24 protein-coding genes are annotated in these 25,207 nt (G+C 65.2%); 8 read left to right on the top strand and 16 right to left on the bottom strand.

Annotation, left to right across the window (positions count from 1 at the left end):
* Positions 1 to 69: 69 nt before the first annotated feature.
* From ahpF to aroC, 4 genes are all read right to left on the bottom strand, one after another.
* Entirely contained in the window at positions 70 to 1,659 is a 1,590-nt protein-coding gene (gene ahpF, locus J3454_RS07085; RefSeq protein ID WP_349513029.1) for an alkyl hydroperoxide reductase subunit F, read from the bottom strand.
* A 225-nt stretch (positions 1,660 to 1,884) separates the two neighbouring features.
* Complete coding sequence (ahpC, locus tag J3454_RS07080) at positions 1,885 to 2,451, bottom strand: alkyl hydroperoxide reductase subunit C (protein ID WP_349513028.1); 567 nt, start codon at positions 2,449 to 2,451, stop codon at positions 1,885 to 1,887.
* A gap of 368 nt (positions 2,452 to 2,819) precedes the next feature.
* Positions 2,820 to 3,161, bottom strand: coding sequence for a hypothetical protein (locus J3454_RS07075; RefSeq protein WP_349513027.1), 342 nt, complete (start codon positions 3,159 to 3,161; stop codon positions 2,820 to 2,822).
* Between the two features lie 368 nt (positions 3,162 to 3,529).
* Positions 3,530 to 4,600, bottom strand: coding sequence for a chorismate synthase (aroC, locus tag J3454_RS07070; RefSeq protein WP_349513026.1), 1,071 nt, complete (start codon positions 4,598 to 4,600; stop codon positions 3,530 to 3,532).
* Positions 4,601 to 4,851: 251 nt separating this feature from the next.
* Between aroC and ruvA the strand changes: the two genes are divergently transcribed.
* The 5 genes from ruvA to J3454_RS07045 all read left to right on the top strand — a co-directional run bounded on the left by ruvA (position 4,852) and on the right by J3454_RS07045 (position 9,577).
* On the top strand, positions 4,852 to 5,457 hold the full coding sequence (gene ruvA / locus J3454_RS07065) for a Holliday junction branch migration protein RuvA (RefSeq protein ID WP_349513025.1): 606 nt from the start codon (positions 4,852 to 4,854) through the stop codon (positions 5,455 to 5,457).
* Between the two features lie 8 nt (positions 5,458 to 5,465).
* The gene (locus J3454_RS07060) at positions 5,466 to 6,014 is read left to right on the top strand and encodes a DsrE family protein (protein ID WP_349513024.1); all 549 of its coding nucleotides are present in this window, start codon (positions 5,466 to 5,468) and stop codon (positions 6,012 to 6,014) included.
* A 182-nt stretch (positions 6,015 to 6,196) separates the two neighbouring features.
* Positions 6,197 to 6,820, top strand: coding sequence for a hypothetical protein (locus J3454_RS07055; RefSeq protein WP_349513023.1), 624 nt, complete (start codon positions 6,197 to 6,199; stop codon positions 6,818 to 6,820).
* A gap of 31 nt (positions 6,821 to 6,851) precedes the next feature.
* On the top strand, positions 6,852 to 7,922 hold the full coding sequence (gene ruvB, locus J3454_RS07050) for a Holliday junction branch migration DNA helicase RuvB (protein WP_349513022.1): 1,071 nt from the start codon (positions 6,852 to 6,854) through the stop codon (positions 7,920 to 7,922).
* Between the two features lie 212 nt (positions 7,923 to 8,134).
* Positions 8,135 to 9,577 carry a hypothetical protein gene (locus tag J3454_RS07045; protein WP_349513021.1) on the top strand — a complete coding sequence of 481 codons (1,443 nt, stop codon included), beginning with the start codon at positions 8,135 to 8,137 and terminating at the stop codon, positions 9,575 to 9,577.
* Positions 9,578 to 9,671: 94 nt separating this feature from the next.
* On the opposite strand, the gene J3454_RS07040 is transcribed toward J3454_RS07045, so the two are convergent.
* The 3 genes from J3454_RS07040 to J3454_RS07030 form a co-directional block, all read right to left on the bottom strand.
* Positions 9,672 to 10,181, bottom strand: coding sequence for a rhodanese-like domain-containing protein (locus tag J3454_RS07040; RefSeq protein WP_349513020.1), 510 nt, complete (start codon positions 10,179 to 10,181; stop codon positions 9,672 to 9,674).
* Between the two features lie 8 nt (positions 10,182 to 10,189).
* Positions 10,190 to 12,862 carry an aconitate hydratase AcnA gene (acnA, locus tag J3454_RS07035; RefSeq protein ID WP_349513019.1) on the bottom strand — a complete coding sequence of 891 codons (2,673 nt, stop codon included), beginning with the start codon at positions 12,860 to 12,862 and terminating at the stop codon, positions 10,190 to 10,192.
* A 119-nt stretch (positions 12,863 to 12,981) separates the two neighbouring features.
* On the bottom strand, positions 12,982 to 13,872 hold the full coding sequence (locus J3454_RS07030) for a DMT family transporter (protein WP_349513018.1): 891 nt from the start codon (positions 13,870 to 13,872) through the stop codon (positions 12,982 to 12,984).
* 186 nt (positions 13,873 to 14,058) lie between these two features.
* On the opposite strand from J3454_RS07030, the gene J3454_RS07025 reads away from it, so the two are divergent.
* Positions 14,059 to 15,495 carry a L,D-transpeptidase family protein gene (locus tag J3454_RS07025; protein ID WP_349513017.1) on the top strand — a complete coding sequence of 479 codons (1,437 nt, stop codon included), beginning with the start codon at positions 14,059 to 14,061 and terminating at the stop codon, positions 15,493 to 15,495.
* On the opposite strand, the gene J3454_RS07020 is transcribed toward J3454_RS07025, so the two are convergent.
* From J3454_RS07020 to ispG, 7 genes are all read right to left on the bottom strand, one after another.
* Positions 15,492 to 15,929, bottom strand: coding sequence for a hypothetical protein (locus J3454_RS07020; protein WP_349513016.1), 438 nt, complete (start codon positions 15,927 to 15,929; stop codon positions 15,492 to 15,494). The genes J3454_RS07025 and J3454_RS07020 overlap by 4 nt on opposite strands.
* Positions 15,929 to 16,645, bottom strand: a complete 717-nt coding sequence (locus J3454_RS07015) for a murein L,D-transpeptidase catalytic domain-containing protein (RefSeq protein ID WP_349513015.1) — start codon at positions 16,643 to 16,645, stop codon at positions 15,929 to 15,931. The genes J3454_RS07020 and J3454_RS07015 overlap by 1 nt, the downstream gene beginning before the upstream one ends.
* Before the next feature lie 75 nt (positions 16,646 to 16,720).
* Positions 16,721 to 18,184: an NAD(P)-binding protein gene (locus J3454_RS07010; protein ID WP_349513014.1), complete on the bottom strand. Its 1,464-nt coding sequence runs from the start codon at positions 18,182 to 18,184 to the stop codon at positions 16,721 to 16,723.
* Between the two features lie 39 nt (positions 18,185 to 18,223).
* Positions 18,224 to 19,138 carry a histone deacetylase family protein gene (locus J3454_RS07005; RefSeq protein ID WP_349513155.1) on the bottom strand — a complete coding sequence of 305 codons (915 nt, stop codon included), beginning with the start codon at positions 19,136 to 19,138 and terminating at the stop codon, positions 18,224 to 18,226.
* A gap of 165 nt (positions 19,139 to 19,303) precedes the next feature.
* Positions 19,304 to 19,849, bottom strand: a complete 546-nt coding sequence (locus J3454_RS07000; RefSeq protein WP_349513013.1) for a manganese efflux pump MntP — start codon at positions 19,847 to 19,849, stop codon at positions 19,304 to 19,306.
* A gap of 13 nt (positions 19,850 to 19,862) precedes the next feature.
* Positions 19,863 to 20,369 carry a thioredoxin family protein gene (locus tag J3454_RS06995; RefSeq protein WP_349513012.1) on the bottom strand — a complete coding sequence of 169 codons (507 nt, stop codon included), beginning with the start codon at positions 20,367 to 20,369 and terminating at the stop codon, positions 19,863 to 19,865.
* Positions 20,366 to 21,523, bottom strand: a complete 1,158-nt coding sequence (gene ispG / locus J3454_RS06990) for a flavodoxin-dependent (E)-4-hydroxy-3-methylbut-2-enyl-diphosphate synthase (protein WP_349513011.1) — start codon at positions 21,521 to 21,523, stop codon at positions 20,366 to 20,368. Before ispG ends, J3454_RS06995 begins: the two co-directional genes overlap by 4 nt.
* A 100-nt stretch (positions 21,524 to 21,623) precedes the next feature.
* Here ispG and J3454_RS06985 point away from each other — a divergent pair, with 100 nt between their 5' ends.
* Complete coding sequence (locus J3454_RS06985; protein ID WP_349513010.1) at positions 21,624 to 22,562, top strand: alpha/beta hydrolase; 939 nt, start codon at positions 21,624 to 21,626, stop codon at positions 22,560 to 22,562.
* On the opposite strand, the gene J3454_RS06980 is transcribed toward J3454_RS06985, so the two are convergent.
* Both J3454_RS06980 and J3454_RS06975 read right to left on the bottom strand, forming a co-directional pair.
* Positions 22,559 to 23,509, bottom strand: a complete 951-nt coding sequence (locus tag J3454_RS06980; RefSeq protein ID WP_349513009.1) for an oxidoreductase — start codon at positions 23,507 to 23,509, stop codon at positions 22,559 to 22,561. The genes J3454_RS06985 and J3454_RS06980 overlap by 4 nt on opposite strands.
* Positions 23,506 to 24,030, bottom strand: a complete 525-nt coding sequence (locus J3454_RS06975) for a GNAT family N-acetyltransferase (RefSeq protein ID WP_349513008.1) — start codon at positions 24,028 to 24,030, stop codon at positions 23,506 to 23,508. The genes J3454_RS06980 and J3454_RS06975 overlap by 4 nt, the downstream gene beginning before the upstream one ends.
* Before the next feature lie 74 nt (positions 24,031 to 24,104).
* Between J3454_RS06975 and J3454_RS06970 the strand changes: the two genes are divergently transcribed.
* Entirely contained in the window at positions 24,105 to 25,181 is a 1,077-nt protein-coding gene (locus J3454_RS06970; RefSeq protein WP_349513007.1) for an isoaspartyl peptidase/L-asparaginase family protein, read from the top strand.
* Positions 25,182 to 25,207 lie beyond the last annotated feature (26 nt).

Here is a 25,207-nt window from a genome sequence, read left to right as displayed (position 1 = left end):
GGCGGCACGCAAACGCAAACGGACTCCCGCATGGGCAGCCCGTCTTCGCTCGGCCTCTGCTGCACCAGGCTACGCCGCTTCAGCGATCGCCTCGACCGGCTCGTTGCGGATCAGGAAGTCGAACGCGCCGAGGCCGGCCTTCGCGCCTTCGCCCATCGCAACCACAATCTGCTTGTGCGGCACAGTGGTGCAATCGCCCGCAGCGTAGATGCCGGGGAGGTTGGTCGCGCCGTGATCGTCGATGATGATCTCGCCGAACTTGCTGAGTTCAAGGCCAGTTTCGCGCAGCCATTCGGTGTTAGGGACAAGGCCGATCTGGATGAACACGCCTTCGAGCGTGATCCGCCGCTCGTCGCCGCTGGCACGGTCTTTCACCACCAGCCCATTCACCCGCGTGCCGTCACCCAGCACCTCGGTGGTCTGGCCGTTCGTGATGATTTCCACATTGGGAATGGAACGCAGCTTGCGTTGCAGCACTTCATCGGCGCGCAGCTTGGTATCGAATTCGATCAGCGTCACGTGGCCGACGATCTTCGCCAAGTCGATCGCCGCTTCGACGCCGGAGTTGCCGCCGCCGATCACCGCGATGCGCTTGCCCTTGAACAGCGGGCCGTCGCAGTGCGGGCAATAGGCCACGCCCTTGTTGCGATATTCCGCTTCGCCCGGCACGCCGAGATTGCGCCAGCGTGCGCCGGTGGACAGCACCAGCGAACGCGCCTTGAGGCTCGCGCCGTTGGCCATCACCACTTCATGATAGCCGCCGGTTTCCTTGGCTGGCTTGAGTTCCACCGCGCGGGCCAAGTCCATCAAATCGATCTCGTATTCGCCGACGTGGGCCTTCAGGCTGTCGGTCAGCTTCGGCCCTTCGGTATAGGAGGTGCCGGGCAGGTTCTCGATCCCGAGCGTATCCATCAACTGCCCACCGAAACGTTCCGCCGCGATCCCGGTGCTGAAGCCCTTTCGCGCGGTATAGACCGCCGCGGCTGCACCCGCAGGCCCGCCGCCGACCACCAGCACCTCAAACGGAGCCTTGGCGGCAAGCTTTTCCGCCGCACGCGCATCGGCATTGACGTCGAGCTTCGACAGGATCTCGGCCAGTTCCATCTTGCCGTTGTAGAACGGTTCGCCATTCAAGAAGGTCGCAGGCACCGCCATGATGTCGCGGCGCTCGACCTCGTCCTGGAACGTGCCGCCTTCGATCAGGGTCGCGGTGATGCGCGGGTTCTCGAATGCCATCAGCGTCAGCGCCTGCACCACGTCGGGGCAGTTGTGACAGCTCAGCGAGAAAAACATCTCGAAATTGAAATCGCCTTCCAGCGCGCGCACCTGTTCGATCAGGTCGGCATCCACCTTGGGCGGGTGGCCACCGGCCCACAGGAGCGCGAGCACCAGCGACGTGAATTCATGCCCCATCGGCAGGCCCGCAAAGCGCACCCACTTGGCCGGGTCGCTGGCGCGGCGGATCACGAAGCTGGGCTTGCGATCATCGGTGCCGTCGAACTGCGCGGACACCAGATCATGCTGCGCGGCGATCTGTTCGATCAGAGCGCGGGTCTGGCGCGACTTCTCGCTATCATCGAGCGAGGCGACCAGTTCGATCCCTTCGCGCAAATTGCCGAGATATTGCTTCAGCTGGGCCTGCATTGCGGCGTCGAGCATGATGTCCTCCGGGCGCGGCGGGCGCGCGTGAATTCTGGGGTGACCCCCGATAATGGCTGCTGTTCGGGTAACGCGGGACCGGCTGCCATCCGCCCTACAAAGGGGGGGAGTGGGCGGGAACATCCGGTCCCGGCTACGACCCGAGGGCTTGGGTAGCCTCGGGATTTTACGGCCAGCGCGAGGTTTCGAGGGGGGGAATCCCCCGCGCCGGCCGGTCTTGTTACGTCAGATCTTGCCGACGAGGTCGAGCGAGGGAGCCAGCGTGTCGCTGCCTTCTTCCCACGCTGCCGGGCAGACCTGACCGGGGTTGGCGCGCACATACTGCGCGGCCTTGATCTTGCGGGTCAGTTCGTTGGCATTGCGGCCCACACCCTCGCAGGTGATTTCCATGATCTGGATCACACCGTCGGGATCGACCACGAAGGTCGCACGGTCGGCCAGACCAACGCCTTCGCGCAGCACGCCGAACTGGTTCGACAGCACGTGGTTCTGGTCACCCAGGAACGGGAAGGTCAGCTTGCCGATCTTGTCCGAGGTGTCGTGCCAAGCCTTGTGGCTGAAATGCGTGTCGGTGCTGACGGCAAAGACTTCAACGCCCATGCTCTGCAGCACGGCGTACTTTTCGCCCATATCTTCCAGTTCGGTCGGGCACACGAAGGTGAAGTCGGCCGGGTAGAAGAAGAACACCGACCACTTGCCGGCGAGGTCTTCGTTGGTGACGTCGAAGAAGTCCTTGCCCGCCTGAAACGCGGTCGCCTTGAACGGCTGGATGGTCGAACCGATAATACCCATGGGAATTTTCCTTTTGATGGGGTTGAGAGAGAGGGTTGAAACTGATGCTGCCCAGATAGGCGTTTCTGCGCTGCACAAAAGGTGATTGTTGCGATTGCGAAGATCGCTTTTTTCAATCGTGGAGGCGGGAACCGGGTTGGTTTGACCTTCACCCGCTCGTCAACGATGTCGCCCCGGAATTGATCCGGGGGCGTAGCGATAGCGCAGAGTATGATTCAATTTGGCCCACCCGATTGCCAATGTGAAGATAGGCTAGCGTTGCGCTTGGTCTGCTTTTGGAGGTTGGCAACCTCTTTCGCTATGACCGCATGTGGGTGGGAAGGCGAATGGCGGGTCTTGGCACTCTCGTGACATAAGCAGGCGCTACGTTAGTCGGCTTTTTTGGGTCGCCCACGTCGAAGATCGAGCAGCTTCGCCTCGAAATCTTGAAGCAGATGCGCCCCGCTTTGAATGTCGCCACTTTTGAAAGCAGCATATGATGCTTCCAGCAGTGTCGTGACTTGTGGGATTGCCTCTTTGTCCTTGATTCGGTCAAACGAGACCGGAAGACCACTACGTAAGATATCATAGGCTTTTTCGAGCGTCATTTGCTCTTCAAAGTCTTCTTTTGGAAACCCGAGCGAAGCGCCCATTACGACATAGGCAATGTGATTTCGATACTCCCAGAACCGACCGAACCCATATTCCCTTTCCTTCTGCCGCTCGTCCATGCTGCCCCCAGATCGGAATGTCCGCTGGCAGATGATCTGTCACAGCAAAAGAACGGCGGCAATGGGGTCGATTGCAGAAGGTCGGCTTATGGCAAGGTCGGGGCTGAAGCCGACATGCCGCTTTCGGGAGCGAGCCTCGGCGACCGTTTTGGCTGCTCGTGTGTGAAACAGCCGTCGCACCATGCCCACCCCGCTGCGACTAAGCGCGCCTGCGGCCCGCTAAGTCTCGCTCCCCTCCCGCTTGCGGGAGGGGCTGGGGGTGGGCCCGCGCGACTGCCGCAACGCGTCGTTTGCAGGCGTGCGGGTTTCATGCGCTTCTTGCTGCGCTACCGCTTACGCTACCTGCCTGCGTTCTTAACGCGCTACGCTTACGCTACTTGAGCGCGGTGCAGCAGCTTGTGATCGGCCAGCACCAGCGCCATCATCGCTTCGACCACCGGCGTGCCGCGGATGCCGACGCAGGGGTCGTGGCGGCCCTTGGTGACGACTTCCACCGCCTCGCCCGCCGAGTTGATCGATTCCACCGGGGTGAGGATCGAGCTTGTCGGCTTGAACGCCACCCGGCACACCACCGGCTGTCCGGTCGAAATGCCGCCCGCCGTGCCGCCTGCGTGGTTGCTGGCATAGGTGGGCAGGCCGTCCGCACCGGGGCGCATCCGGTCGGCGTTTTGTTCGCCGGTCAGGCGCGCGGCTTCAAAGCCGTCGCCGATCTCGACACCCTTGACCGCGTTGATTGTCATCATTGCCGCGGCGAGATCGCTGTCGAGCTTGGCGTAGATCGGCGCCCCCCAGCCTGCCGGGACGCCGGTGGCGACGCATTCGACGATGGCACCGAGTGACGATCCGGCCTTGCGCGCTTCATCGACCTTTGCCTCCCAGCGCTTGGCGGCTTCGGGATCGGGGCAGAAGAACGGGTTGTTGGCGATTTCGGCGTGGTCGATCCGCGCCGGGTCGATCCGGTCGCCGCCGAGTTCGCACACGTAGGCGGTGATGGTGACCTCGGGGATCACCAGCCGCGCAACCGCGCCCGCGGCCACCCGCGCCGCCGTCTCGCGCGCCGATGATCGCCCGCCGCCGCGATAATCGCGGATGCCGTATTTGGCGTCATAGGCGTAGTCGGCATGGCCCGGGCGGTATTGCTGGGCGATGGCGCTGTAGTCCTTCGAGCGCTGATCGGTGTTTTCGATCATCAGGCTGATCGGCGTGCCCGTGGTCTTGCCCTCGAACACGCCCGAAAGGATGCGCACCAGATCATCCTCGCGCCGCTGGGTGGTGAAGCGGCTGGTGCCGGGCTTCCTCGCATCCATGAACGGCTGGATGAACTCCTCGCTGATCGCCAGCCCCGGCGGGCACCCGTCGACAATCGCGCCCAGTGCAGGCCCGTGGCTTTCGCCCCAAGTGGTAAAGCGCAGCACGCGCCCGAAGGTGTTCCAGCTCATGCCGCTTCCCTTACCGCAAAAGCGCCGCCTGTCGAGATTGCGCTGATTTCCTACTGCGAGCGCCGCCGGTATGCCCGCCGCCATGAACCGCCATTCCCCCGTTTTGCGCCCGGCTGTCCGAGGTGTCCTGCGAGGGCAGGTTTTCGTTCCTTGGACAGTGTCTCATGTGTCTCCTACAGGCCGCCACGCGAATTGCGGACAGGTGCAGGGGCGCTCTGGCATTTGGGCCGGGGTTGGGGCACTTATCAGCGATGATCGCGAAACTCTCAGGCAGGCTCGATGCCACGGGCGAGGATTGGGCCATCGTCGATGTCGGCGGGGTCGGCTACCTCGTCCATTGCTCCAGCCGCACGCTCGCCGCGCTGGGTGAGGTCGGTGAGGGGTGCACCGTCCACACGCAGTTGCAGGTGAGCGAGAACGACATGCGCCTGCTCGGCTTTGCGGAAAGTGCCGAGCGGGACTGGTTCCGGCTGCTGACAGCGGTGCAGGGTGTGGGCAGCAAGGTCGCGCTGGCGATCCTGTCCGCGCTTGCGACCGGCGAATTGCGCGAGGCCTGCGGACGCGGCGATGCGGCGCAAGTGGCGCGGGCCAATGGGGTGGGGCCGAAGCTGGCGGCCCGGATCGTCAACGAGTTGAAGGACAAGGCGGGCGCGATGCCGGGCGGCAGCGGCGGCTTTGCGGGCGTGGCGGCGGCTCCGGTCGCAGGCGCAAGCGCGGACGCGGTGAGCGCGCTCGAAAACCTTGGGTTCAAACCCGCCGTCGCCGCGCAGGCTGTCGCGCGGGCGCAGGCAGAACTGGGCGAGGGCGCGAGCGAAGGCGATCTGATCCGCGTGGCGCTTAAGAAGGCGGCATCCTAGGAGGACGAATGATGCGTATCGCAATGACTATCGCTCTGTCACTTGCCGCAGCCCCGCTCGCCGCGCAGGATATGAGCGCGTTCCAGCCCGGCCCGGTGCTGACCGAGTTCGGCGCCCACGCGCCCGTGCCGGGGGTGGAGCAACTGCCCGCCGACACCGAATTCGCCATCGCCTTCGATGTCAGCACGCCCGCCGCCGAAGGCTCGTCCAATCGCGGGTTCGACAGCGCGGCGCGGTTCCTCAACATGCACGTGGCGAACGGCGTGCCGCAGGACAATGTCCGCCTCGTGGTGGTGGTGCACGGCAAGGCCGCGCTCGAACTGCTGACCAATGCCGCCCACGCCGCCAACCCGCTCTCGCGCCAGGGCGACAACCCCTCGGGCAAGCTGGTGGAGGCGCTGCTGGCCGAGGACGTACGCTTCATCCTGTGCGGCCAGAGCGCAGCGGCCAATGGCATCGCGCCCGAAGATCTGATCCCCGGCGTGGAGATGGCGCTTTCCGCGATGACGGCCCACGCGCTGTTGCAGAGCAGCGGCTTTACGCTGAACCCGTTTTGATGGGGTTGGTTAGCCCCATCATTCGTCATGCTGAACTTGTTTCAGCACCCGTCCCGCGCTCAACTTGTGGCGAGGGTGACCTGATCCGCGTACCATCGAAAAAGGCGGCGGGATGATGACCCGGAGCAATGGAATCTCAACCTCTTGCTGCGACCATGGCACAAACCTGAAGGGGGGCCGCCGTGTTCGAACCGTCACTCTACGAAGCCATCGTGCGCACCGGATTCGAGCATCGCGCGACGCAGCAGGCAGATGGCAGCTGGGTCTACATGCTGCGGGACAAGAGCGGGGCCGTGCTGGTCCCGGCGCGCAAATGGGAACAGATCGGGGAAGCCTACAGCCGACCGGTTCGTGCGGCCAAGCGACGAGCAATGATGATCGTCTTCGGGCTCCCCTTTGTGATTCTGGTCTTCGCGCTGTTCATTGCGCAGGCCCTGCCGCACATTGTCGCGATCACGCTGCTGGTGAGCAGCTTGCTAGGCTGGGCGCTGAGTTGGATAATGTGGTTTCCATGGAAGGTGCATCAGGCGAGCCGCACTGCCGAACAGAGCTTGCGGCAATATCCGAAAACCCGTCCTGTCCCCCTCGACCCGAAGCGTGCGCCGCGGGTCCTGCAACTCATCTTTCTGGTATTGGTCGGACCGAACCTGATCATCTCCATCATCGGCGAGATCGGCGGTACCGGTACCTTCCGCAACACGCCGATGGTGGGCGCGGGCATGGGTTCGTTTCAATACGCGGCGCTGGCAGTGCTGACACTCTGGGTGCTGTGGCCGGCGATCGCGAGAAAGCTGCGTCCGGCGTAATCGATTATAGTGATCGGGGAGCAAGGCGAGCGTGACATCTGCCGAGCCGCCCCTCCACACCCCCGCCCGCCAACCGGGCGACCCGGATGCAGCGCTCCGCCCGCGGCGGCTTGCGGAGTTCGTCGGGCAGGAAGCCGCAAAGGGCAACCTTGCGGTCTTCATCGCCGCCGCGCGGGCGCGCGGGGAGGCGATGGATCATACGCTGTTCTTCGGCCCACCCGGCCTCGGCAAGACCACGCTGGCGCAGATCATTGCGGGCGAATTGGGCGTCGGCTTTCGCGCCACCAGCGGCCCCGTCATTGCCAAGGCGGGCGATCTGGCCGCGCTGCTCACCAATCTCGAACCGCATGACGTGCTGTTCATCGACGAGATCCACCGCCTGTCGCCGGTGGTCGAGGAAGTGCTCTATCCCGCAATGGAGGACCGCGCGCTGGATCTCATCATCGGGGAGGGGCCATCGGCGCGCTCTGTGCGGATCGACCTGCCGCCCTTCACGCTGATAGGGGCGACCACCCGCCAAGGCCTTCTGACCACGCCGTTGCGCGACCGCTTCGGCATCCCCGTCCGTCTTAATTTCTACAGTCATGAGGAGCTGGAACGCGTCGTCACCCGCGCCGCCGGGTTGCTCGGCCTCGCAATTCAGCCGGATGGCGCGCATGAAATCGCCCGCCGTTCGCGCGGCACCCCGCGTGTGGCAGGACGCCTGCTGCGGCGGGTGCGCGACTTCGCCGATGTCGCGGGCGCGGCCAGCGTGACCCGCCATGTCGCAGACGAGGCGCTGACGCGGCTGGAGATCGACCGGCTCGGCCTCGACGCGATGGACCGGCGCTACCTCACCATGATCGCCACGACCTACAAGGGTGGGCCGGTGGGGATCGAAACGCTGGCGGCTGGCCTCGCTGAGCCGCGCGACACGGTCGAGGAGGTGGTCGAACCCTACCTCATCCAACTCGGCCTGATTGCCCGCACGGCGCGTGGGCGGATGCTCAATGATGCCGGGTGGGAACACATGGAGATGGTGCCGCCCCGCACAGGGCCGAGCGATTCCGGGCGGGGCGATTCTCTGGCTGGGCAGGCCGGACTGTTCGAGGAAGATGGTTAACACTGCGGCTAACCAAGCAGCGGTTTTCGGTGCCAGATCGGGACATGCCCGCGCAAAACCCATGATTTTGGGGCGATTAGCGCGATTCGGCGGGCTGCGCACTGGTTAACCCGATTGCCCTTCGCGGCTTTCTCCCATCAAATGAAAGCTGATCAGGTGATGCATGCGGATTGGCCGCTGCCCGTCACCACAGGCAAACAGGGTTATCGACTATGTCGCTCAAACTGGCCATCGCGAAGCTTTCCGCCGCTGCTGCGGGGGTCGCATTGTTGCAGGGCGGCGCGGTGCGCGTGGCTGAGCCGATGAACACCGACGCCCCCGATTACTCCACCAACATCGATGGCAAGCTGATTGCGGTCGATCCGGAAACCGGGGCGCGTTACATCAAGTCGCGTGAGCGCATCGTGCCGATGCCGGAAGAACGCCGCCGCCGGATCGTTGAGCGGACGATCGAGTGCCAGCCGGTTGCTCCGGGGCAGAGCGTCCCCAGCATGCCGACGGGCGCGGTGCAGGCCTATTTCGACCCGAACGAATGCCCGCCGATCGCGCAGGTCGCCTACATGCCCGCGCCGCTGCCTCCGCTTCCGCCGATCCAGGGCGGCGGCGGCTTTGGCGGCGGACCGATCATCGGCGGCGGTCTGGGCTTCGGCGGCGGCTTTGGTGGCGGTTTCTTCGGCGGTTTCTTCGGCGGCGGCGGTGGTTCGTCATCGGGCGATGTTTCGGTGTCGACCACCACCTCGACCTCCGGCGGATCGTCATCGGGCGATGTCAGTTCCTCGACCTCGTCCGGCGGCAGCAGCGGCGTCGTGATCGACATCGATATCGACAATTCGACTTCGACCACCTCGTCCTCGGGCCAGATCAGTTCCTCGACCGGTCAGGTTTCGACCTCGACCTCGACCGGCACAATATCGAGCAGCACCGGAGCGGTTTCGTCTTCGGGCAATGTCTCCTCGTCGACCGGCGCGGTGTCGAGCTCCGGGGACGTCAGCTCCTCCACCGGCGCGGTTTCGAGTTCCACCGGGGCAGTGTCCAGCTCGACCGGGGGCGTTTCGAGTTCCTCGGGCAATGTTTCGAGCAGCTCGGGCAACGTCTCCAGTTCTTCCGGCAACGTGTCGAGCAGTTCGGGGAACGTCAGTTCTTCGACCGGCGCGGTTTCGAGTTCGGGGTCTTCCTCCTCGTCGTCGTCGTCGAGTTCTTCCTCCTCGTCCTCCTCGTCGTCCAGTTCCTCGGGCGGGAGTGGCGGTTCGAGCGGTCATCCGGGCACCACCACCACTTCGGGCGGTTCCTCGGGCGGCAGTTCGTCCTCGTCCTCGAGCAGCGGCTCGTCCTCGTCCTCCTCGTCCGGCGGAGCGACCAGCGGTGGCAGCACTTCGGGCGACATGACGACCAGCACCAGCAGCAGTTCGTCGACGTCTTCGTCATCGTCCTCCTCGTCGTCCTCGGGCAGCTCCAGCGGCTCCTCGGGTTCGTCTGGCAGCAGCGGCTCGTCGTCGTCGGGCAGTTCCTCGTCGTCCTCGTCCTCGTCGTCGTCCTCGTCATCGAGCAGCAGCGGCGGGCACGAAGTCCCGGCTCCGCCGATGGTGGTGCTATTCGGTCTGGCGGCAGCGGCGATCCTCGGGCGGCGCAAGCTGCATGCCGGGCAGGGCGCCTGACAGCGAAACGTCTGCGGTGCACCGCAACGCGAAGGGCGGCATCCGGGGGGAGCCGCCCTTCTTGATTCGATACGCTTAACTCGGCTTTCCGGGGTCAGGGTTTTTCGAGCGGCTCGCCGGCTTCTTCCCACGCCAGGATACCTCCGGCGAGATGTTCGACCGGTGCGCCTGTCACCTCTGCCAGCTTGGCCCCGGCCATCGCGGAACGCTTGCCCGATCGGCAATAGAGCACCACGCCGCGCCCGTCCGGCGGGCCGAGCCTGGCCGGATCGAACCGATCGAGCGGGATGTGTTCGGCGCCGGGGATCACGCCTTCTGCAACTTCCGCATCGGTGCGCACATCGATCAGCCGGGTGTTCCCGGCAGCGAGGCGTCTCGCCAGCTGTTCCGGCGAGAGGTCGATCATCGGTGATGCAGAGGCGTGCGCCTCTGGCACTGCGGCAGCATCATCGGCCGTGGCAGCACCCGCTCCGGCGAACGCCAGTTCGAACCCTAGCGGCGCGGAGGGTGCGTCCCGCTTCTTGCTTGCCTGAGAATCGCCACTGCAGGCGGTAATCGCCAGCAACGCCGATGCGGCAAGCAGAAGTTTGCGGGACGCGTTCATCGGCCTCCTTATGCCGCAAGCTTGCGCAGAACGTAATGGAGAATTCCGCCATGGCGGTAATATTCCATCTCGTTTGCGGTATCTATGCGACACAGCGCGGTGAAGCTGAAGGTGGTTCCGTCTGCGCGGGTGACCTCGACCTCGATGTCCTGACCGGGCTTGAGGTCAGCCAAGCCCCGGATCGAGAAGATGTCGTCGGCAGTGAGGCCGAGCGTTTCGCGGGTGTCGCCGTCTTTGAACTGCAGCGGCAGCACGCCCATTCCGACGAGGTTCGAACGGTGGATGCGTTCGAAGCTTTCGACGATCACCATCCGCACGCCGAGCAGGATCGTGCCCTTCGCCGCCCAGTCGCGGCTGGAGCCTGTCCCGTATTCCTTGCCGCCGATGACCACCAGCGGCGTGCCGTCTTCCTTGTGCTTCATCGCCGCGTCGTAAATCGGCATGGTCTCGCCATTATAGGTCGAGAACCCGCCTTCGACGCCGGGGACCATTTCGTTCTTGATGCGGATATTGGCGAAGGTGCCGCGCATCATCACTTCGTGGTTGCCGCGGCGCGAGCCGTAGGAGTTGAAGTCCTTCTTCGCGACCTGATTCGATACGAGGTAGGCGCCTGCGGGCGAATCTTCCTTGATCGAGCCGGCCGGGCTGATGTGATCGGTGGTGACCGAATCACCCAGCACCGCCAGCGGCTTGGCATCGACGATGTCGGTGATCGGCGCCGGGGTCATGGTCATGCCCTCGAAATAGGGCGGGTTGGCGACATAGGTCGATCCGGCGCGCCACTGATAGGTGTCCGACGGTTCGACCGTGATTGCCTGCCAGTGCTCGTCGCCGTCGTAGACATTGGCATAGCGGCTGACGAACATCGAGCGGTCGATGTTGGCGGCGCGGTTTTCCGCGATTTCGGCATTGGTCGGCCACAGATCGGCGAGCATCACGTCATTACCGTCCTGGTCCTGCCCGATCGGGGTCGTGGTGATGTCTTCGGTCACCGTGCCCTTCAGCGCATAGGCGACCACCAGCGGCGGCGAGGCGAGAAAGTTGGCGCGCACATCGGGGCTGACCCGGCCTTCGAAGTTGCGGTTGCCTGACAGCACGGATGCCGCAACGATATCATTGCCGTTGATGGCCGCGCTGATCGGCGGGGCGAGCGGGCCGGAATTGCCGATGCAGGTGGTGCAGCCATAGCCGACCAGATCGAACCCGATCGCGTCGAGATGTTGTTGCAGGCCGGACTTCACGAGGTAATCGGTCACCACCTGCGATCCTGGCGCGAGGCTGGTCTTGACCCACGGCTTGGGCTTCAGGCCCTTCTCGTTCGCCTTCTTGGCCACCAGACCGGCGGCGATCAGCACATCGGGGTTGGAGGTGTTGGTGCAGCTGGTGATCGCGGCGATCACCACGTCACCATCGCCGATGTCGTGGGACTTGCCTTCGACCGCGACCCGTGCCGGGCCGCTCTTGCCGTAGACCTTCGACAGGTCGCCGTTGAACAGATCGTCCACCTCTTGCAGGATCACCTTGTCCTGCGGGCGCTTGGGTCCGGCGAGGCTGGGGACGACGCTCGCCATGTCCAGGCTCAGGGTCTTGGTGAAGACCGGGACATTGGTCGGATCGAACCACATGCCCTGCGCGCGGGCATAGGCTTCGACCAGCGCGATGGTGTCTTCGCTGCGGCCAGTCAGGCGCATGTATTCGATGGTCTTGTCGTCGATCCCGAAGAAGCCGCAGGTCGCGCCATATTCGGGCGCCATGTTGGCGATGGTCGCACGGTCGGCCAGCGTGAGGTTGGCGACGCCCGGGCCGTAGAACTCCACAAAGCGGCCCACCACACCGACTTCGCGCAGCATCTGCACGCAGGTCAGCACCAGATCGGTGGCGGTCACGCCCTCGGCCATCGCGCCTTCGAGATAGAAGCCGACCACTTCGGGGATCAGCATCGACACCGGCTGGCCGAGCATCGCGGCTTCGGCCTCGATCCCGCCGACGCCCCAGCCCAGCACGCCCAGACCGTTGATCATGGTGGTGTGGCTGTCAGTGCCGACGCAGGTGTCGGGATAGGCGACCATCACGCCGTCCGGCCCTTCGGACGACCACACACCGCGGGCGATGTGTTCGAGGTTCACCTGATGGCAGATGCCCGTGCCCGGCGGCACGGCGGAGAAATTCTTGAAGCTCTTGGAGCCCCATTTCAGGAAGTCGTAGCGTTCGGCGTTGCGATCATATTCCAACGCCATGTTGGCTTCCATCGCCTTGGGGTGGCCGAATTCGTCGACCATCACCGAGTGGTCGATCACGAGGTTGACCGGCACCAGCGGATTGATCTTCTGGGTATCGCCGCCGAGCTGCTTGATCGCATCGCGCATCGCAGCCAGATCGACCACGCAGGGCACGCCGGTGAAATCCTGCAGCAGCACGCGGGCGGGGCGGTACTGGATTTCATTGCCGGTCGAGGGATTGTTCTGCCAGTCGACGATCGCCTGGATATGCTCGCGCCCGACGGTGAAGCCGCCGTCTTCGAAGCGCAGCAGGTTTTCCAGCAGCACCTTCATCGAAATCGGCAGTTTCGAGACATCGCCCAACTGTTCCGCAGCCTTCGCCAGCGAGTAATAGGCGTAGTCGGTCCCGTTCACAGAGAGGGTCTGGCGGATTGCGAGGGTGTCCTTGCCGATGTCGGTCATGGGGCGTTTTCATCCTTTTGAATTGATCCGCACCCCGATCCGTAAAAAGGCGCGGTTTTCGGGCGCGCACTGCGCTTTCAGGCGCGCGAGGTCAAGGGGTCTGCCCTAGGGAAATGGTATCAGGCGGGCAGGTTTCGGGTCGCGGCGTCGCGCCGGGTGACGAGCCAGCATCCGGCGACGATCAGTGCGGTGCCCGCCAGCGTCGGCAGGGTTACGGTCTCGCGGAAGAACAGCCAGCCGAACGCGCTGGCCCAGACGAAGCCGGAATATTCGATCGGCACCAGCGCCTGCGCTTCCTCGCGGGCATAGGCCCAGGCGATCGCCATTGATCCCGCCACGGTCAGCGCGCCTGCGGCGATCAGCGGCAGCAGGGCGGGCGCGCTGGGCGTGACCCAAGCGAACGGCGCGAAGGTCAGCAGCACCGCTCCGCCGATCCCGCTGTGAAACGTCGCGATCTCCACCGGGCCTGCGACCTGCGACTGCCGGCGGATGACGATGAAATTGTAGGCATAGAGCACCGCCGAAAACAGCATCGCGGCCAATCCCAGCCCGGCATCGCGGTCGAACCCGCCTGCTCCGATCCGCCCGCCAACGATCACCAGCGTGCCCGCAAAGCCGAGGATGCTGGCGATGATCGCGTTCCTGGCGATGGTTTCGCCCAGCAGCACCCGCGCCAGATAGAGCGCCAGAAGCGGCGCGACGAAGCTCAGCGCGATTGCCTCGGCCAATGGCAGGCGGGTAAGCGCGAAGAAGAACGATAACGCCATGAAGGCCGAAACCACGCCGCGGGTCAGATGCAGCTTCATCACTGCCTTTGTCGGCCATGCCGGGCCGCGCGCCAGCCAGAACGGCGCGATGATTCCCGCCCCGATCCCGGCGCGCAGCACCGTGGCGGTATAGGCGCCGATCAGCAGCGCGGCTTCTTTCATGAAGGCATCCATCAGCGACAGGAAACCGACGCCTGCAAAGGCGGCAGCAAACGGCAGCAGGGGATGGGCGCGCATCGGCATGGCAAGGGCGCGCTTAACCGCATGCGCGGTTCACGTCACGCGCAGGTTGGCGCGGACGAGGTGCATCGCCGCTTATTCACCCCGCAGTAAGCGAAGGCAGTTGATAGGGGGCGCCCCCAGCGCGTATGATGCGTAGCGACGGCACGTGTCGGCAAGGCTGGCACAACAGGGTTGGAAAGCATTTTGATGAAGCATTCAGCGGGCAGATTGGCGTGCGGGATCGCGGCAGCGGCGCTGCTGGCGGGCTCGGCTGTTGCCCAGACGCAGGGCAGCCGCGAAGACATGATCCCCGGCGGCGAGAATTGGACGGGGCCGGCACGGGTGGAGCTGCCCCCTGCCCGACCCACTCCCACGCCCGCGCCGACGCCCAGCGAAACGTTCGACGCTGCCTTCCCGCGCATGATCTCCGAACCAGTGGTGCAGGGTGGGCTGGAATTGCCCGCGCCGCTGGTGCAGCCGTGGACCATCACCAACGCGACCAAACTGGTCGCCGCGATTGAGGGGATCGGGGCCGAAGGGTTGGATCCTGCCGATTACGATCTGCAACCGCTCAAGGTGGCGCTCACTTCCGGCCCGTCGGAAGAACTCGATGCGCTCGCCTCGCAAAGCTTCGTGTGGCTGGTCGAGGATCTGCGCGATGGGCGCACCCCGATGGACGCGCGCGAACAGTGGTTCGTGGTCGATCCCGACCGCGAGACCTTCCGTACGGGCGACTTGCTGGCCGAAGCTGTGGCGAGCGGCGACATTGCCGCCACGCTGGACAAGCTTGCGCCCACGCATCCGGACTATGCCCGGCTGCGCGATGCGCTTGCCACCACGCCGGAAAGCGAAGCGGACAAGCGCAAGCTGATCCGCGCCAACATGGACCGCTGGCGCTGGCTGGCGCGCGACCTCGGCTCGCAATACCTCATCACCAACGTGCCGGAATTCCAGCTGCGGCTGACGGTCAAGGACCGCATCATCAGCACCTATCGCACGGTGGTGGGCAAGCCGGGTCGCACCGCCACGCCGCAATTGGCCGAGATGGTCGAAGGGGTGGTGTTCAACCCGACCTGGACGGTCCCCCAATCGATCGTCAAGGGCGAGGGGCTGGGCGCAAAGGTGCTCGCCAACCCCGCCTGGGCCAAGCGCAACGGCTATGTCGGCACCAAGGGCGCGAACGGGTACATCACCGTCGTCCAGCAGCCCGGACCGGGCAATTCGCTGGGGCAGATGAAGCTGGAGATGCCCAACCCGCACGCGATCTTCTTCCACGACACGCCCTCGCGCCACCTGTTCGCCAATGATAGCCGCGCACTGTCCCACGGCTGTATCCGCACGGAACGCGCGCTGGAACTGGCGATCACCATGGCGATCCTCGGCAAGGGCGCGAGCAAGGACGAGGCGGTCGCGATCTCGACCTCGGGCAAGTACACCAAGGTGATGCTGGAGAAGCAGCTGCCCGCCTACATCACCTATTTCACCATGGCGTCCGACATCAACGGCGAGATGGCGACCTTCAAGGACATCTACGGCCGCGACGCCCCGGTGCTTGCCAGCCTCGACAAGCCGCGCGTGCGCAACCGCAGCATCCTGCCGACCGACGAGGTGATCGTCATCGAGGACGACTTGCAGGATAGCTAGGTGCGCTTTTCGCGGGTCAGCCGCCACCACAGGACAAACGCCGCGCCCAGCGCAAAGGGCGTGGTGAACAGGAAGTCGGCGGGCTCATGCCATTCCTGCCAGAACATCACCCGGACGCAGGCGACCTGTGTGGTGGTGGCGGTGATGATGCACACGGCCAGCGCTGCCGGGCGGCTAAGCAGCAGGTGATTGATGAGCGCCGCGCTGATGAGGCCGAACAGGATTGTGCAGGGCGCAACGACGAAAAGGCTGAAGGCGCCGACGCCAATTGGCCCGAATATCAGCGCCAGGGGCTCTTCCAGCAGGCGCTGACCACCGCTCTGGACGATCATCCAGAGCGTCAGTCCCAAGCCACCGATCAGTGCGCCGCCGATCACCGCCCAGAGCAGCGCGGCAGTGATTTCATCCGCTGTGCTGCGCCTGTCGGCTGCCATCAGTAACCGGAGATTGACGGACGCTTCAACAGGTCGAGCGGCTGGCGCTCGATCATCGCCAGTTCCGGCACCGGCTGGATGCTGCCGTCTTCCTCCAGCCCCAGCGAATCCGCGAACAGCAGCCGCCCGCCTGAAAGGTGCATCAGCGCGATGCGGAACTGTTCCTCGCCCATCGCGAAGCAGCCGTTCGAGCGGCCCAGACGCCCCCAGCGGCTGATGTGCGAGGCTTCGGCATAGTCGGCGCGGTGCATCACGATGTAGCGGCGCAGCGCAGCATTGTTGCTTGCGTCCAGCCCGCCCAATCGCACCGATGTGCCATACCGGCCCTTGTACCACTCCCACGTCACATAGGCGCCGCGGCTGGTCGCGTTGGAACCTTCGGTGTTGGAGAACTGCTTGAGCCAGCCGTCGTGCTGCGGATCGGAGCCCATGCCGTGGCTGACATAGTGGGACTGCACCTCGCCCCGGTCGAGATTCACGAAGTGGAACCGGGGTTTCGCCGAATGCAGGCCGAAATCAGCGATGCCCACGATATCACGCTTCCAGATCGCATCGCCCGCCCGGTCAAGCTCCCGCTTGGCGAGGGCGAACAGCATCCGGTCACGCGGGGAGCCGGACATCGGCGCGGCGGGGACAGTGGTGGCGAGCAGGGAGGCAGGTGCGGCCAATGCCGCCCCGGCAACCAGAGTGCCCTTGAGTAGGTCGCGCCGCTTCATCCTGTCACAACTTATAGCGCGCGGATTGCGTTCCCGGTAACGGAAAATGGCGTTTCGTCGCACCCCAGCGCCATGTCATAGCCGTTGGGCCGCGGTTTCGTGAATCGCCTTGGCCGCCATGCCCAGCCGGATCACCGCCGGCATCGCCTGCTTCACCGCGTTCCGGAACCCGCTGAGCGCCGCCAGCCGCGGATCGCCCGCTGCCATCATCCGCGCAACCGTCGGCCCGGTCGGATCGAGTCGCGCTGTCGCCAGCCACGTTGCAATCTCCGGGGTCTGCGACCAGGTGCCGCGGTTCATCAGGTTCATCATGAAGGCATAGGGGAAAGTTTCGGGCGTGTCGGTCAGCGGCCCGGTGCGCGCAAGCTGGTTCTTGGTCGCATCGTCCGGAAAATGCGCTTCGAGAAACGCGGTGATCGCGGCGCTGAGCGTCACCAGCGGGACGTGCACCGGTTGCAGCACGATGGTGTCGCCGCGAAACTGCGGCCCGCTGTTGGCCTCGGCGGTGAAGGGCACCGCGCGGGCGGTGCAATCGATGAACAGCGTGTTGTCGGGGACGGGGTGCGAAACCGCTCCGAAGTGCAGTTTGCCCCGCTCGATAGACGTCACGCGGCCGGTGCGGATGACCTGCGTGATCCGCCGCAGCAGCGCGATCTCGCCTTCGGATATCACCGCGTAGTGATACATTTCGGGGCGCACGTCAGGGTCGATCCGCAGCATATAGCCGCCGCGTTCAAGCGTTTCGAACACCTCATGGCCATCCTTGGCCTGCGCGATGGCATCCAGATGCGCGATCTGATTTTCGACCGTGGCGGCAAGGAAGTCCTCGCCCGGCTGGATGTACTTGCGGTTGTTCAGCCAGCTGTCGCGCGGTCGCACCCACTGGATGCGGTCGGGCGCGACCCCGGCCTCGATTAGCCACACGCCGGTATCCATCGCGGTCTTGCCGCCGCCTAGGATGACGAAATGGCCGGGCGCGCGAGCAGGGTCTTTCCACAGATCGGGCAGCGCGCCGGGCGCGATCACCTCAACACCGTCCGCCACGGCGAAGGCGCGCTTGTGCGTTGAGGGCACAGAGGTCTGATAGAAGGTCGCATCCACCAGCTTGCGACGTACCGTTATGCTGTGCTCCTCACCGGACAGCACGCCTGCGATCCGTGCCGTGCCGGAATCGTCTCGGCCCCTGAATTCGCTCAGCCGGTGATAGGCTACCCGGCCGCTGGGCAGCAGGCGGTGGTTCATCACCCGCTCGAAATAGGCGGTGACTTCGGCCCCGCTGGCAAGCGCATACAGCCCTTTGTTGGGGCCATGATCGTCGATCTGTTCGCTGGGGAAGGCCATCGAATTGACGCCGTAGAACGCCGATGGCTGGTGCAGCGCGACGAAGGGGTAGGCATCGTTCCAGTGGCCGCCGGGCCGGGCGTGCTTGTCGACGAAGGTGATGTGGCTTGTCGGGTCTTCGTCCAGCAGCGTATCGGCAAAGGCGAGGCCCACCGCGCCAGCGCCGATGATCAGGTAATCGGTTTCACGATCGGCCATGCATTGTCCCCCCGGTTGTGCGTGCACGCTGCTGTAGCATCATGCTGGCCGCGCGGCGCGTGCATTTTCGTCCGCCATCGCCAGCATCGAGGCAGCGTGGCGTGCGGCGACGGCGCGTTGATCGTCGCCATATCCGCCGCCGAGCGCGCTGGCGATGGCAAGGCCGCGGCGGCGCGCTTCGCTCACTACAAAACGTTCGCGCAACGCCAGCCCGGCATCGGTCAGCGCCAGCCTGCCGAGCTTGTCGTGTGCGTGGGGATCGACGCCTGCCTGATACAGCACGAAATCGGGCGCGAAGTCGGCCATCACCTCTGGCAGGTGGCGGGTCAGCGCGGCCATGTAGCCATCATCGTCGACCCCGTCCGGCAGGCCGACATCGCGGGTGGAGCGGGCTTTCCTCACCGGGAAGTTCTTCTCGGCATGGAGCGACAGGGTGAAGATATCGGTGCGCCCGGCGGTGAGGCTGGCGGTGCCATCGCCCTGATGCACGTCGCAATCGACGATCAGGATACGCCGCGCATCACCTTCGGCAATCAGGCGATTGGACGCGACCGCAAGGTCGTTGAAGACGCAGTACCCTGCGCCGGTATCATGCAGCGCGTGGTGGCTGCCCGCGGCGGAGTTGGCGGCGTAACCGTGCAGCATGGCCAGCTTGGCCGCCAGCCATGTTCCGCCATTGGTGTGGCGCACGCGGGAGGTGATCGCGGGCGTCACCGGAAAGCCGATGCGACGTTCCTTGTCGCGCGGAACCTCGGCCCGGAACACCTGATCGACGTAGTCGGGGCAATGCACCGCTTCGAGCCATTCGCGCGGCATGGGCTCCGGGGCGTGTTCGGTCAGCGGCGCTCCGCTGGCGCGCAGTTCCTCCATCACCAGGTAGTACTTGTCGAACCGGAACGACCCGCGTTCGGGGCGCGGGGCCATGTAGTCGGCGTGGTGAACGACGTGGAGCATCACGCGGTCAGCCCGGCCTGTAGGAGACACATGAGACACTGTCCAAGGAAGCAAAACCTGCCGCAGATTCGATGGACACGGGCGCGGTCAGGAACAGGCGGCACGGGATGTTCATTGGCACCGCCATGCCAGCTTCGCTTCCAGTAGGACAGGCCAGTGTGCCGGTCACAGCCAGCCGGTGTGTTCGGCTAGGATCTTGACGCCCAGCCCGATCAGGATGACGCCGCCCACGCGCTCCGCCCATGCGCCCCAGCGATCCACCGCGCCGCGTCCCAGTGCCACGCCCGCGAGACTCAAGCCGAAGGTGACGAGGCCGATCAGCGCGGCGGCCACCAGCGGAGCGACATCCAGCGTCGGCAGGGTGATCCCGGCGGCGAGCGCATCGATGCTGGTCGCCACCCCCGCGACCAGCAGGGCTCTGCCGGTCAGCTTGCGCGCCGCCCCGTCCTCGCCGACATCGCCGCCCAGCATCCGCACCCCGAGAAAGGTCAGCAGGCCGAACGCGATCCAGTGATCGACCGCCTCGACATAGGAAAGCGCGAAGGCGCCGATGGCCCAGCCGATCAGCGGCATGACGCCCTGAAACACGCCGAACGTCAGCGCGATGGCCAGCGCGCCGCCCCAGCCGGGCCGGAACCGCGCGCCCTGCGTCAATGCTACGGCAAAGGCATCCATCGCCAGCGCGAGTGCGAGGAGAAAGGCGGCGATCATCCCAAGCGCCCGCTCAGTCAGCGGCGGGGGCGGGTGCCTCTGCCAGCGCGGCGAGTTCGGCGTGAATTGCGTCCTCGCTGCGAGTGGCGGCGTTGCGCCAGCTTTGCGCGGTGTCGGCGTTGACCAATTGGCCTTCCGCCGTCAGCACCAGCAGCGCAGGCGTGCCCGGAAAGCCTTCGAGGCCGAACCGCTCGGCAATCGCCAGATTATGCCCGTCGCCAGACTGTGGTAGGCCGACATTGACAAAGACCAGTTCGTACCGCTCGGCCACCAGCGCGGCGAAGCGCGGGGTTTCCAGCCACCCGGCCAGTGCGCGGCTATCGTGGCACCAGTTGGCGCCCATCACCAGCAGCACGCGTTTGCCATTGGCGGACGCGCGGGCGAGCGCAGCGTCGACATCGCCCATCGCGTCGGGCGTGACGGCATAGGATTTCGCCTCGGGGTGTGCGGGGGCGGGCGGAGTGGTCGCACAAGCGCCAAGCGCCAGCGCCAGCGTTCCTGCAATGGCGGCGCGGATCACTCGGCGGCTTCGGCAGGTTGCTGCGGCGCGGCGTGCGGATCGAAGGCAGCGGCTTCGCCCGCGTCGATTGCGGCGGCCTTCTCCTCAACCAGCCGGACAATGTGATCCAGCATGGCCTCGTCGTCGATTGCGTGCGCTTTCATGCCGGACAGGTAGACCATGTGCTTGCCATTGCCGCCGCCGGTCAGGCCAATATCGGTCTCGCGCGCTTCGCCCGGGCCGTTGACGACGCAGCCCAGCACCGAAAGGCTCATTGGAGTCTTGATGTGTTCGAGCCGCTTTTCAAGCGTTTCGACCGTGCGGATCACGTCGAAGCCCTGCCGCGAGCATGACGGGCACGACACCACGCGAACGCCGCGGGTGCGCAGGCCCAATGCCTTGAGCATGTGGTAGCCGACCTTGATCTCTTCCTCCGGTTCCGCCGACAGGCTGACGCGGATGGTATCGCCGATGCCCGCCCACAACAGGCTGCCCATGCCGATGCTCGATTTCACTGTGCCGCCGATCAGCCCGCCCGCCTCGGTGATGCCGAGATGCAGCGGGCAATCGACCGTTTCGGCCAGCCCGTGATAGGCCGCAACCGCGAGGAACACGTCGGACGCCTTCACCGCCACCTTGAATTCGTGGAAATCGTGATCCTGCAACAGCTTGATGTGATCCAGCGCGCTTTCGATCAGCGCTTCGGGGCACGGCTCACCATATTTTTCGAGCAGGTCTTTTTCGAGGCTTCCTGCGTTGACCCCGATGCGGATCGCGCAGCCATTAGCCTTGGCGGCGCGCACGACCTCTGCCACGCGCTGCGATGAACCGATATTGCCGGGGTTGATCCGCAGGCATGCCGCGCCTGCATCGGCGGCTTCGAGCGCGCGTTTGTAGTGGAAGTGGATGTCCGCCACGATCGGAATGTTCGCGCCTTGGGTGATCTTCTTAAAATCGCGGGTCGATTCCTCGGTCGGACAGGATACGCGGATGATGTCCGCGCCCACCTCTTCGCACCGCCGGATCTGGTCGAGCGTGGCGCGCACGTCCTCGGTCGGGGTGTTGGTCATGGTCTGCACGGTGATGGGCGCATCACCGCCAACGGGGACATTCCCCACCATGATCTGGCGACATTTGCGCCGTTCGATTGTGCGCCAGGGCCGAATGGAAGACATGGGGCTACATATAGCCATCCGTGCGTGACTGGGCAATGACAAGCACGCTGGCTTGACTTGGCCCGGTGCAGCGTCAGTCTGGCGGCAAAGGGGAATGCCGATGCCGACCGACACCGCGACCGAACTGCGCAGCGCCAAGCCCAGCCTGATCCTGCGCGGGGTCAAGTGGCTGATGGGGCTAGGCAAGCCGGTGTTCCCGCACACCGCCGAGGGATTTCGCCAGCGCATGGCGAACCGCCGCCTGCCCGAAGACGCGCCGATGCCGGACAAGTTTCGCCGCGATTTTCAGGTCGCAGACTGGGAAGCGGAGGGGCATCGGGTGGTGACGATCCACCCCAAAGGCGGCCCCGGCGCCTGGCACATGCTGTATTTCCACGGCGGCGGGTTCGTGCAGCCGATGTTCAAGGTGCACTGGCCGCTGGTGGCCGCGATGGTGAAGTCCTGCGGAATCAGCGTCACCGTGCCGCTCTATCCGGTGGTGCCCGAAGCTCCGCATGCGGCGCAGGATGCGATGGCCGATGCGGTGTTCGCCGCGCTGGCCGAGCATCACGATCCGGCGCGCATCATCCTCAACGGCGATAGCGCGGGCGGGCATATGGCGCTGGCGCTGGCGTTGCGGCTGGCGCGGGCGGGCGCGCCGATGCCGGGAAAGCTTGCGCTGTTCGCGCCGTGGCTCGATCTGACGCTGGCCGACCCTGCGATCAAGGCGGTCGAGCCGCATGATATCATGCTCAAGATCGGCACCCTGCGCGCCTGCGGGGAAATGGTGGCAGGGACGCGCGATCCGGCAAGTGCCGAGGTCAGCCCGCTCTACACGCCGGGAACGGAATTGGCGCTGCTGCCCCCCACCCGCATCTGGACCGGACGGCACGACCTGTTCATCGTCGATTCGCGCAGCTTCGCGGACCGCTTGCGCGCCGCCGGAGTGGACGCGAAGCTGTATGAATACGAAGCCGCCCCGCACGTGTTCATGGCGATCACCCCGACGCGCGAGGCAAGGGACGTGTTCGCGCTGCTGAAGGATTTTCTCGCCAGCTAGTCTGGGTATTGAACCCCGGTCATTTCCTCGCTGATCGTCCACAGCCGCCGCGCCGCGTCGGGGTCGAGCGCGTAGGAGCGCACGCCGCCAGCGGAGGATTGGTCGTCCACTTCGGCAACGTGGCAATCCTCGCAATAGGCCCCGCCCTTGCCTTCCAGTTCGGGCGCGGTCGCGGCCCAGCAGGTGGTCGCCGCGCCCTGCGGGATCGTTTTGAAGGCAAAGTTGCTGTCGCTTTTCTTCACCCGCTCGATCAGAGCAGCGGTCATTTCCTCGTCGAGGTGGCGGCTGAGATTGGTGTTGATGCCGCCCGGGTGCACCGCATAGGCATGAATGTCGCGCAGCGCGTAGCGGCGTTCGAGCTCGACGGTGAACAGCACGTTGGCGGTCTTGGCATTGCCGTAGCTGACCCACGGGTTGTAGTCGCGGTGCTCGAAATTGGGATCGTCGAGATTGGCCGGTGCCATGTGGTGCGCGCGGCTGGAGAGGTTGACGATGCGCTTGGCCGTGCCCCGCTCGATCAGCGGCATCAACTCGCCGGTCAGCGCAAAGTGGCCGAGATGATTGGTGCCGAACTGCAGCTCGAACCCGTCTGCGGTGTGCATCAGGGGCGATGCCATGACTCCGGCATTGTTGATCAGGACGTCGATTGTGTCGAAGCGCTGGCGCGCGCGCGAGGTCGCGGCGCGGATGCTTTCAAGGTTGCCCAGATCGCACACGATGGTGTCGAGCTTCGCATCGGGATGTTCGGCGCGGATCGCGGACACGGCATCGTCCAGCTTGCCCTGATCGCGCCCCGCCATCACCACATGCGCGCCCTTTGCTGCCATGGCGCGGGCGGTTTCCTGCCCCAGCCCGGAATTGGCGCCGGTGATGAAAACGGTCTGCCCGCTCAGATCCTTGTCTGCCAGCACTTCGTCAGCCGTGGTGTCTTTGTCGAAGGTGGTCATGCGTTCTCTCCCAGTCGCAGTTCGTAAAGGAATTCCGGGTCGAGTTGTTCGCCCACCGGAAAGGTAATGTCGGCAATCTTGCCAAAGCCATAGCGATGATAGAACCGCTGTGCGCCGAAATTCTCCGAATAGACAGACAGGAGGACGCTCTCGTGCGCCCGCTCGCGCGCTAAGCCAAGCGCCCAGTCCATCAGCCTCGCCCCGAGCCCCGCGCCGGTATATCCCGGCAGCGCGTAAAGCTGGCCGAGTTCGATCGGATCGCGCGCTGCGGAATGGTGGGCGTAGTGGCTGGGGTAGCGCAGCTTGCAGAAGGCGACGAGTGCGCCCCCGTCATCGACGAGGCAATGGGTGCATTCGTCGCCCGCGATTTCCTCGGCCACGGCGGCGGGATCGTGCACTTCGCCAAGGAAGGCGGCGAGGTCTTGCTCGCGGTAAAGATGGCCGAAAGCGGCGACGAAACTCTCCGCGCCAAGGCGGGCGAGGGCGGGCGCATCGGCGATGGTGGCAGGGCGCAGGATCATGGCCGCGCTCTAGCGGGGATGAAGCGCGCTGTTAAGCTGGCGCAAGCCTCAGGTGCGCGTTACACCTGCCGTCCATGAAGAACCTCATCACGCTGATCGCGCTCGCCCTTATGCCCGCCGCCGCCCTTGCCCAGGATGACGCACCGCCGCCGCCCAAGTGGTCGCTGGCGATCCACGGCGGAGCGGGGACGCTCAACCGCGACGCGATGACGCCGGAGCGCCGCGCCGCGTATGAGGCCGCGTTGCAGCAGGCGCTCGACGCCGGGGCGAAGGTGCTGGCCGAAGGCGGCAGTGCGATGGATGCGATCAAGGCCGCGATCATCCCGATGGAGGATTCGCCGTTGTTCAACGCGGGCAAGGGCGCGGTGTTCACGTGGGACGGGACGAACGAACTCGATTCGTCGATCATGGACGGGCGCGACCGTTCGGCGGGTGCGGTTGCGGGGGTCAAGACGGTCAAGAACCCGATCCTGCTGGCCGATACCGTCCGCACCCAGAGCGAGCACGTCATGCTGATGGGCGCGGGCGCGGAGGCGTTTGCGGTGGAGAAGGGCTTTGCCGTCACCCCGCCCGAATATTTCGCCACGCCTGCGCGGCGCGAGGCGCTGGAGCGGATGAAGGCGCGGCAGCTTTCGGCGCTGGATGTGGATTTGAAGTTCGGCACGGTGGGCGCAGTGGCGCTCGACATGGAGGGCAACCTTGCGGCGGGTACCTCGACCGGTGGGATGACCGGCAAGCGCTGGGGCCGAGTGGGCGATGCGCCGGTGATCGGGGCGGGCACTTATGCGGATAATCGCTCTTGTGCCGTTTCGGCTACGGGTTGGGGTGAATACTTCCTCCGCGTCGGCGTGGCGCACGAGATTTGCGCGAAGCTGCGGGCGCGGCAAGAACTGCTGGCGTTGCTGGCCGCAGGGGTTGAACCACATCCGGTCGTCAAACAGGCTGAAGCTCAGAATTTCGCCGACGAGGTCATGGCCGACGTCAAGCAACTCGGCGGCGATGGCGGGGTGATCCTCGTCACGCCCGAGGGCGATGCGATCTTCAGCTTCAACACCAGCGGCATGTATCGCGGCCGCGCAACCAGCGAAGGCGTGAACGAGGTTGCGATCTTCGGCGGTGAGGACAAGGTTTCGGCCACGCCGGATCATTGATCGAGATACACCCCTCCCCTTGTGGG

The organism is Erythrobacter sp. NFXS35, from assembly GCF_040148725.1.
Lineage (GTDB): Bacteria > Pseudomonadota > Alphaproteobacteria > Sphingomonadales > Sphingomonadaceae > Erythrobacter.
Note: the sequence above shows the minus strand (reverse complement) of the source record. Positions and strands in the feature narration are given on the sequence as shown.

Excerpts from the sequence above, each read along its gene's own strand:
- aroC (WP_349513026.1), bottom strand. The coding sequence starts at position 4,600 with ATGAGCTGGAACACCTTCGGGCGCGTGCTGCGCTTTACCACTTGGGGC.
- J3454_RS06975 (WP_349513008.1), bottom strand. The coding sequence starts at position 24,030 with ATGATCCTGCGCCCTGCCACCATCGCCGATGCGCCCGCCCTCGCCCGC.
- J3454_RS07060 (WP_349513024.1), top strand. The coding sequence starts at position 5,466 with ATGATGCGTATCGCAATGACTATCGCTCTGTCACTTGCCGCAGCCCCG.
- J3454_RS07000 (WP_349513013.1), bottom strand. The coding sequence starts at position 19,849 with ATGATCGCCGCCTTTCTCCTCGCACTCGCGCTGGCGATGGATGCCTTT.
- J3454_RS07015 (WP_349513015.1), bottom strand. The coding sequence starts at position 16,645 with ATGAAGCGGCGCGACCTACTCAAGGGCACTCTGGTTGCCGGGGCGGCA.
- J3454_RS07025 (WP_349513017.1), top strand. The coding sequence starts at position 14,059 with ATGAAGCATTCAGCGGGCAGATTGGCGTGCGGGATCGCGGCAGCGGCG.
- J3454_RS06985 (WP_349513010.1), top strand. The coding sequence starts at position 21,624 with ATGCCGACCGACACCGCGACCGAACTGCGCAGCGCCAAGCCCAGCCTG.
- J3454_RS07010 (WP_349513014.1), bottom strand. The coding sequence starts at position 18,184 with ATGGCCGATCGTGAAACCGATTACCTGATCATCGGCGCTGGCGCGGTG.
- J3454_RS07020 (WP_349513016.1), bottom strand. The coding sequence starts at position 15,929 with ATGGCAGCCGACAGGCGCAGCACAGCGGATGAAATCACTGCCGCGCTG.
- J3454_RS07045 (WP_349513021.1), top strand. The coding sequence starts at position 8,135 with ATGTCGCTCAAACTGGCCATCGCGAAGCTTTCCGCCGCTGCTGCGGGG.
- J3454_RS07030 (WP_349513018.1), bottom strand. The coding sequence starts at position 13,872 with ATGCCGATGCGCGCCCATCCCCTGCTGCCGTTTGCTGCCGCCTTTGCA.
- J3454_RS07075 (WP_349513027.1), bottom strand. The coding sequence starts at position 3,161 with ATGGACGAGCGGCAGAAGGAAAGGGAATATGGGTTCGGTCGGTTCTGG.
- J3454_RS07005 (WP_349513155.1), bottom strand. The coding sequence starts at position 19,138 with ATGCTCCACGTCGTTCACCACGCCGACTACATGGCCCCGCGCCCCGAA.
- J3454_RS06980 (WP_349513009.1), bottom strand. The coding sequence starts at position 23,509 with ATGACCACCTTCGACAAAGACACCACGGCTGACGAAGTGCTGGCAGAC.
- acnA (WP_349513019.1), bottom strand. The coding sequence starts at position 12,862 with ATGACCGACATCGGCAAGGACACCCTCGCAATCCGCCAGACCCTCTCT.
- J3454_RS06970 (WP_349513007.1), top strand. The coding sequence starts at position 24,105 with ATGAAGAACCTCATCACGCTGATCGCGCTCGCCCTTATGCCCGCCGCC.
- ispG (WP_349513011.1), bottom strand. The coding sequence starts at position 21,523 with ATGTCTTCCATTCGGCCCTGGCGCACAATCGAACGGCGCAAATGTCGC.
- ahpF (WP_349513029.1), bottom strand. The coding sequence starts at position 1,659 with ATGCTCGACGCCGCAATGCAGGCCCAGCTGAAGCAATATCTCGGCAAT.
- ruvA (WP_349513025.1), top strand. The coding sequence starts at position 4,852 with ATGATCGCGAAACTCTCAGGCAGGCTCGATGCCACGGGCGAGGATTGG.
- ahpC (WP_349513028.1), bottom strand. The coding sequence starts at position 2,451 with ATGGGTATTATCGGTTCGACCATCCAGCCGTTCAAGGCGACCGCGTTT.
- J3454_RS07040 (WP_349513020.1), bottom strand. The coding sequence starts at position 10,181 with ATGAACGCGTCCCGCAAACTTCTGCTTGCCGCATCGGCGTTGCTGGCG.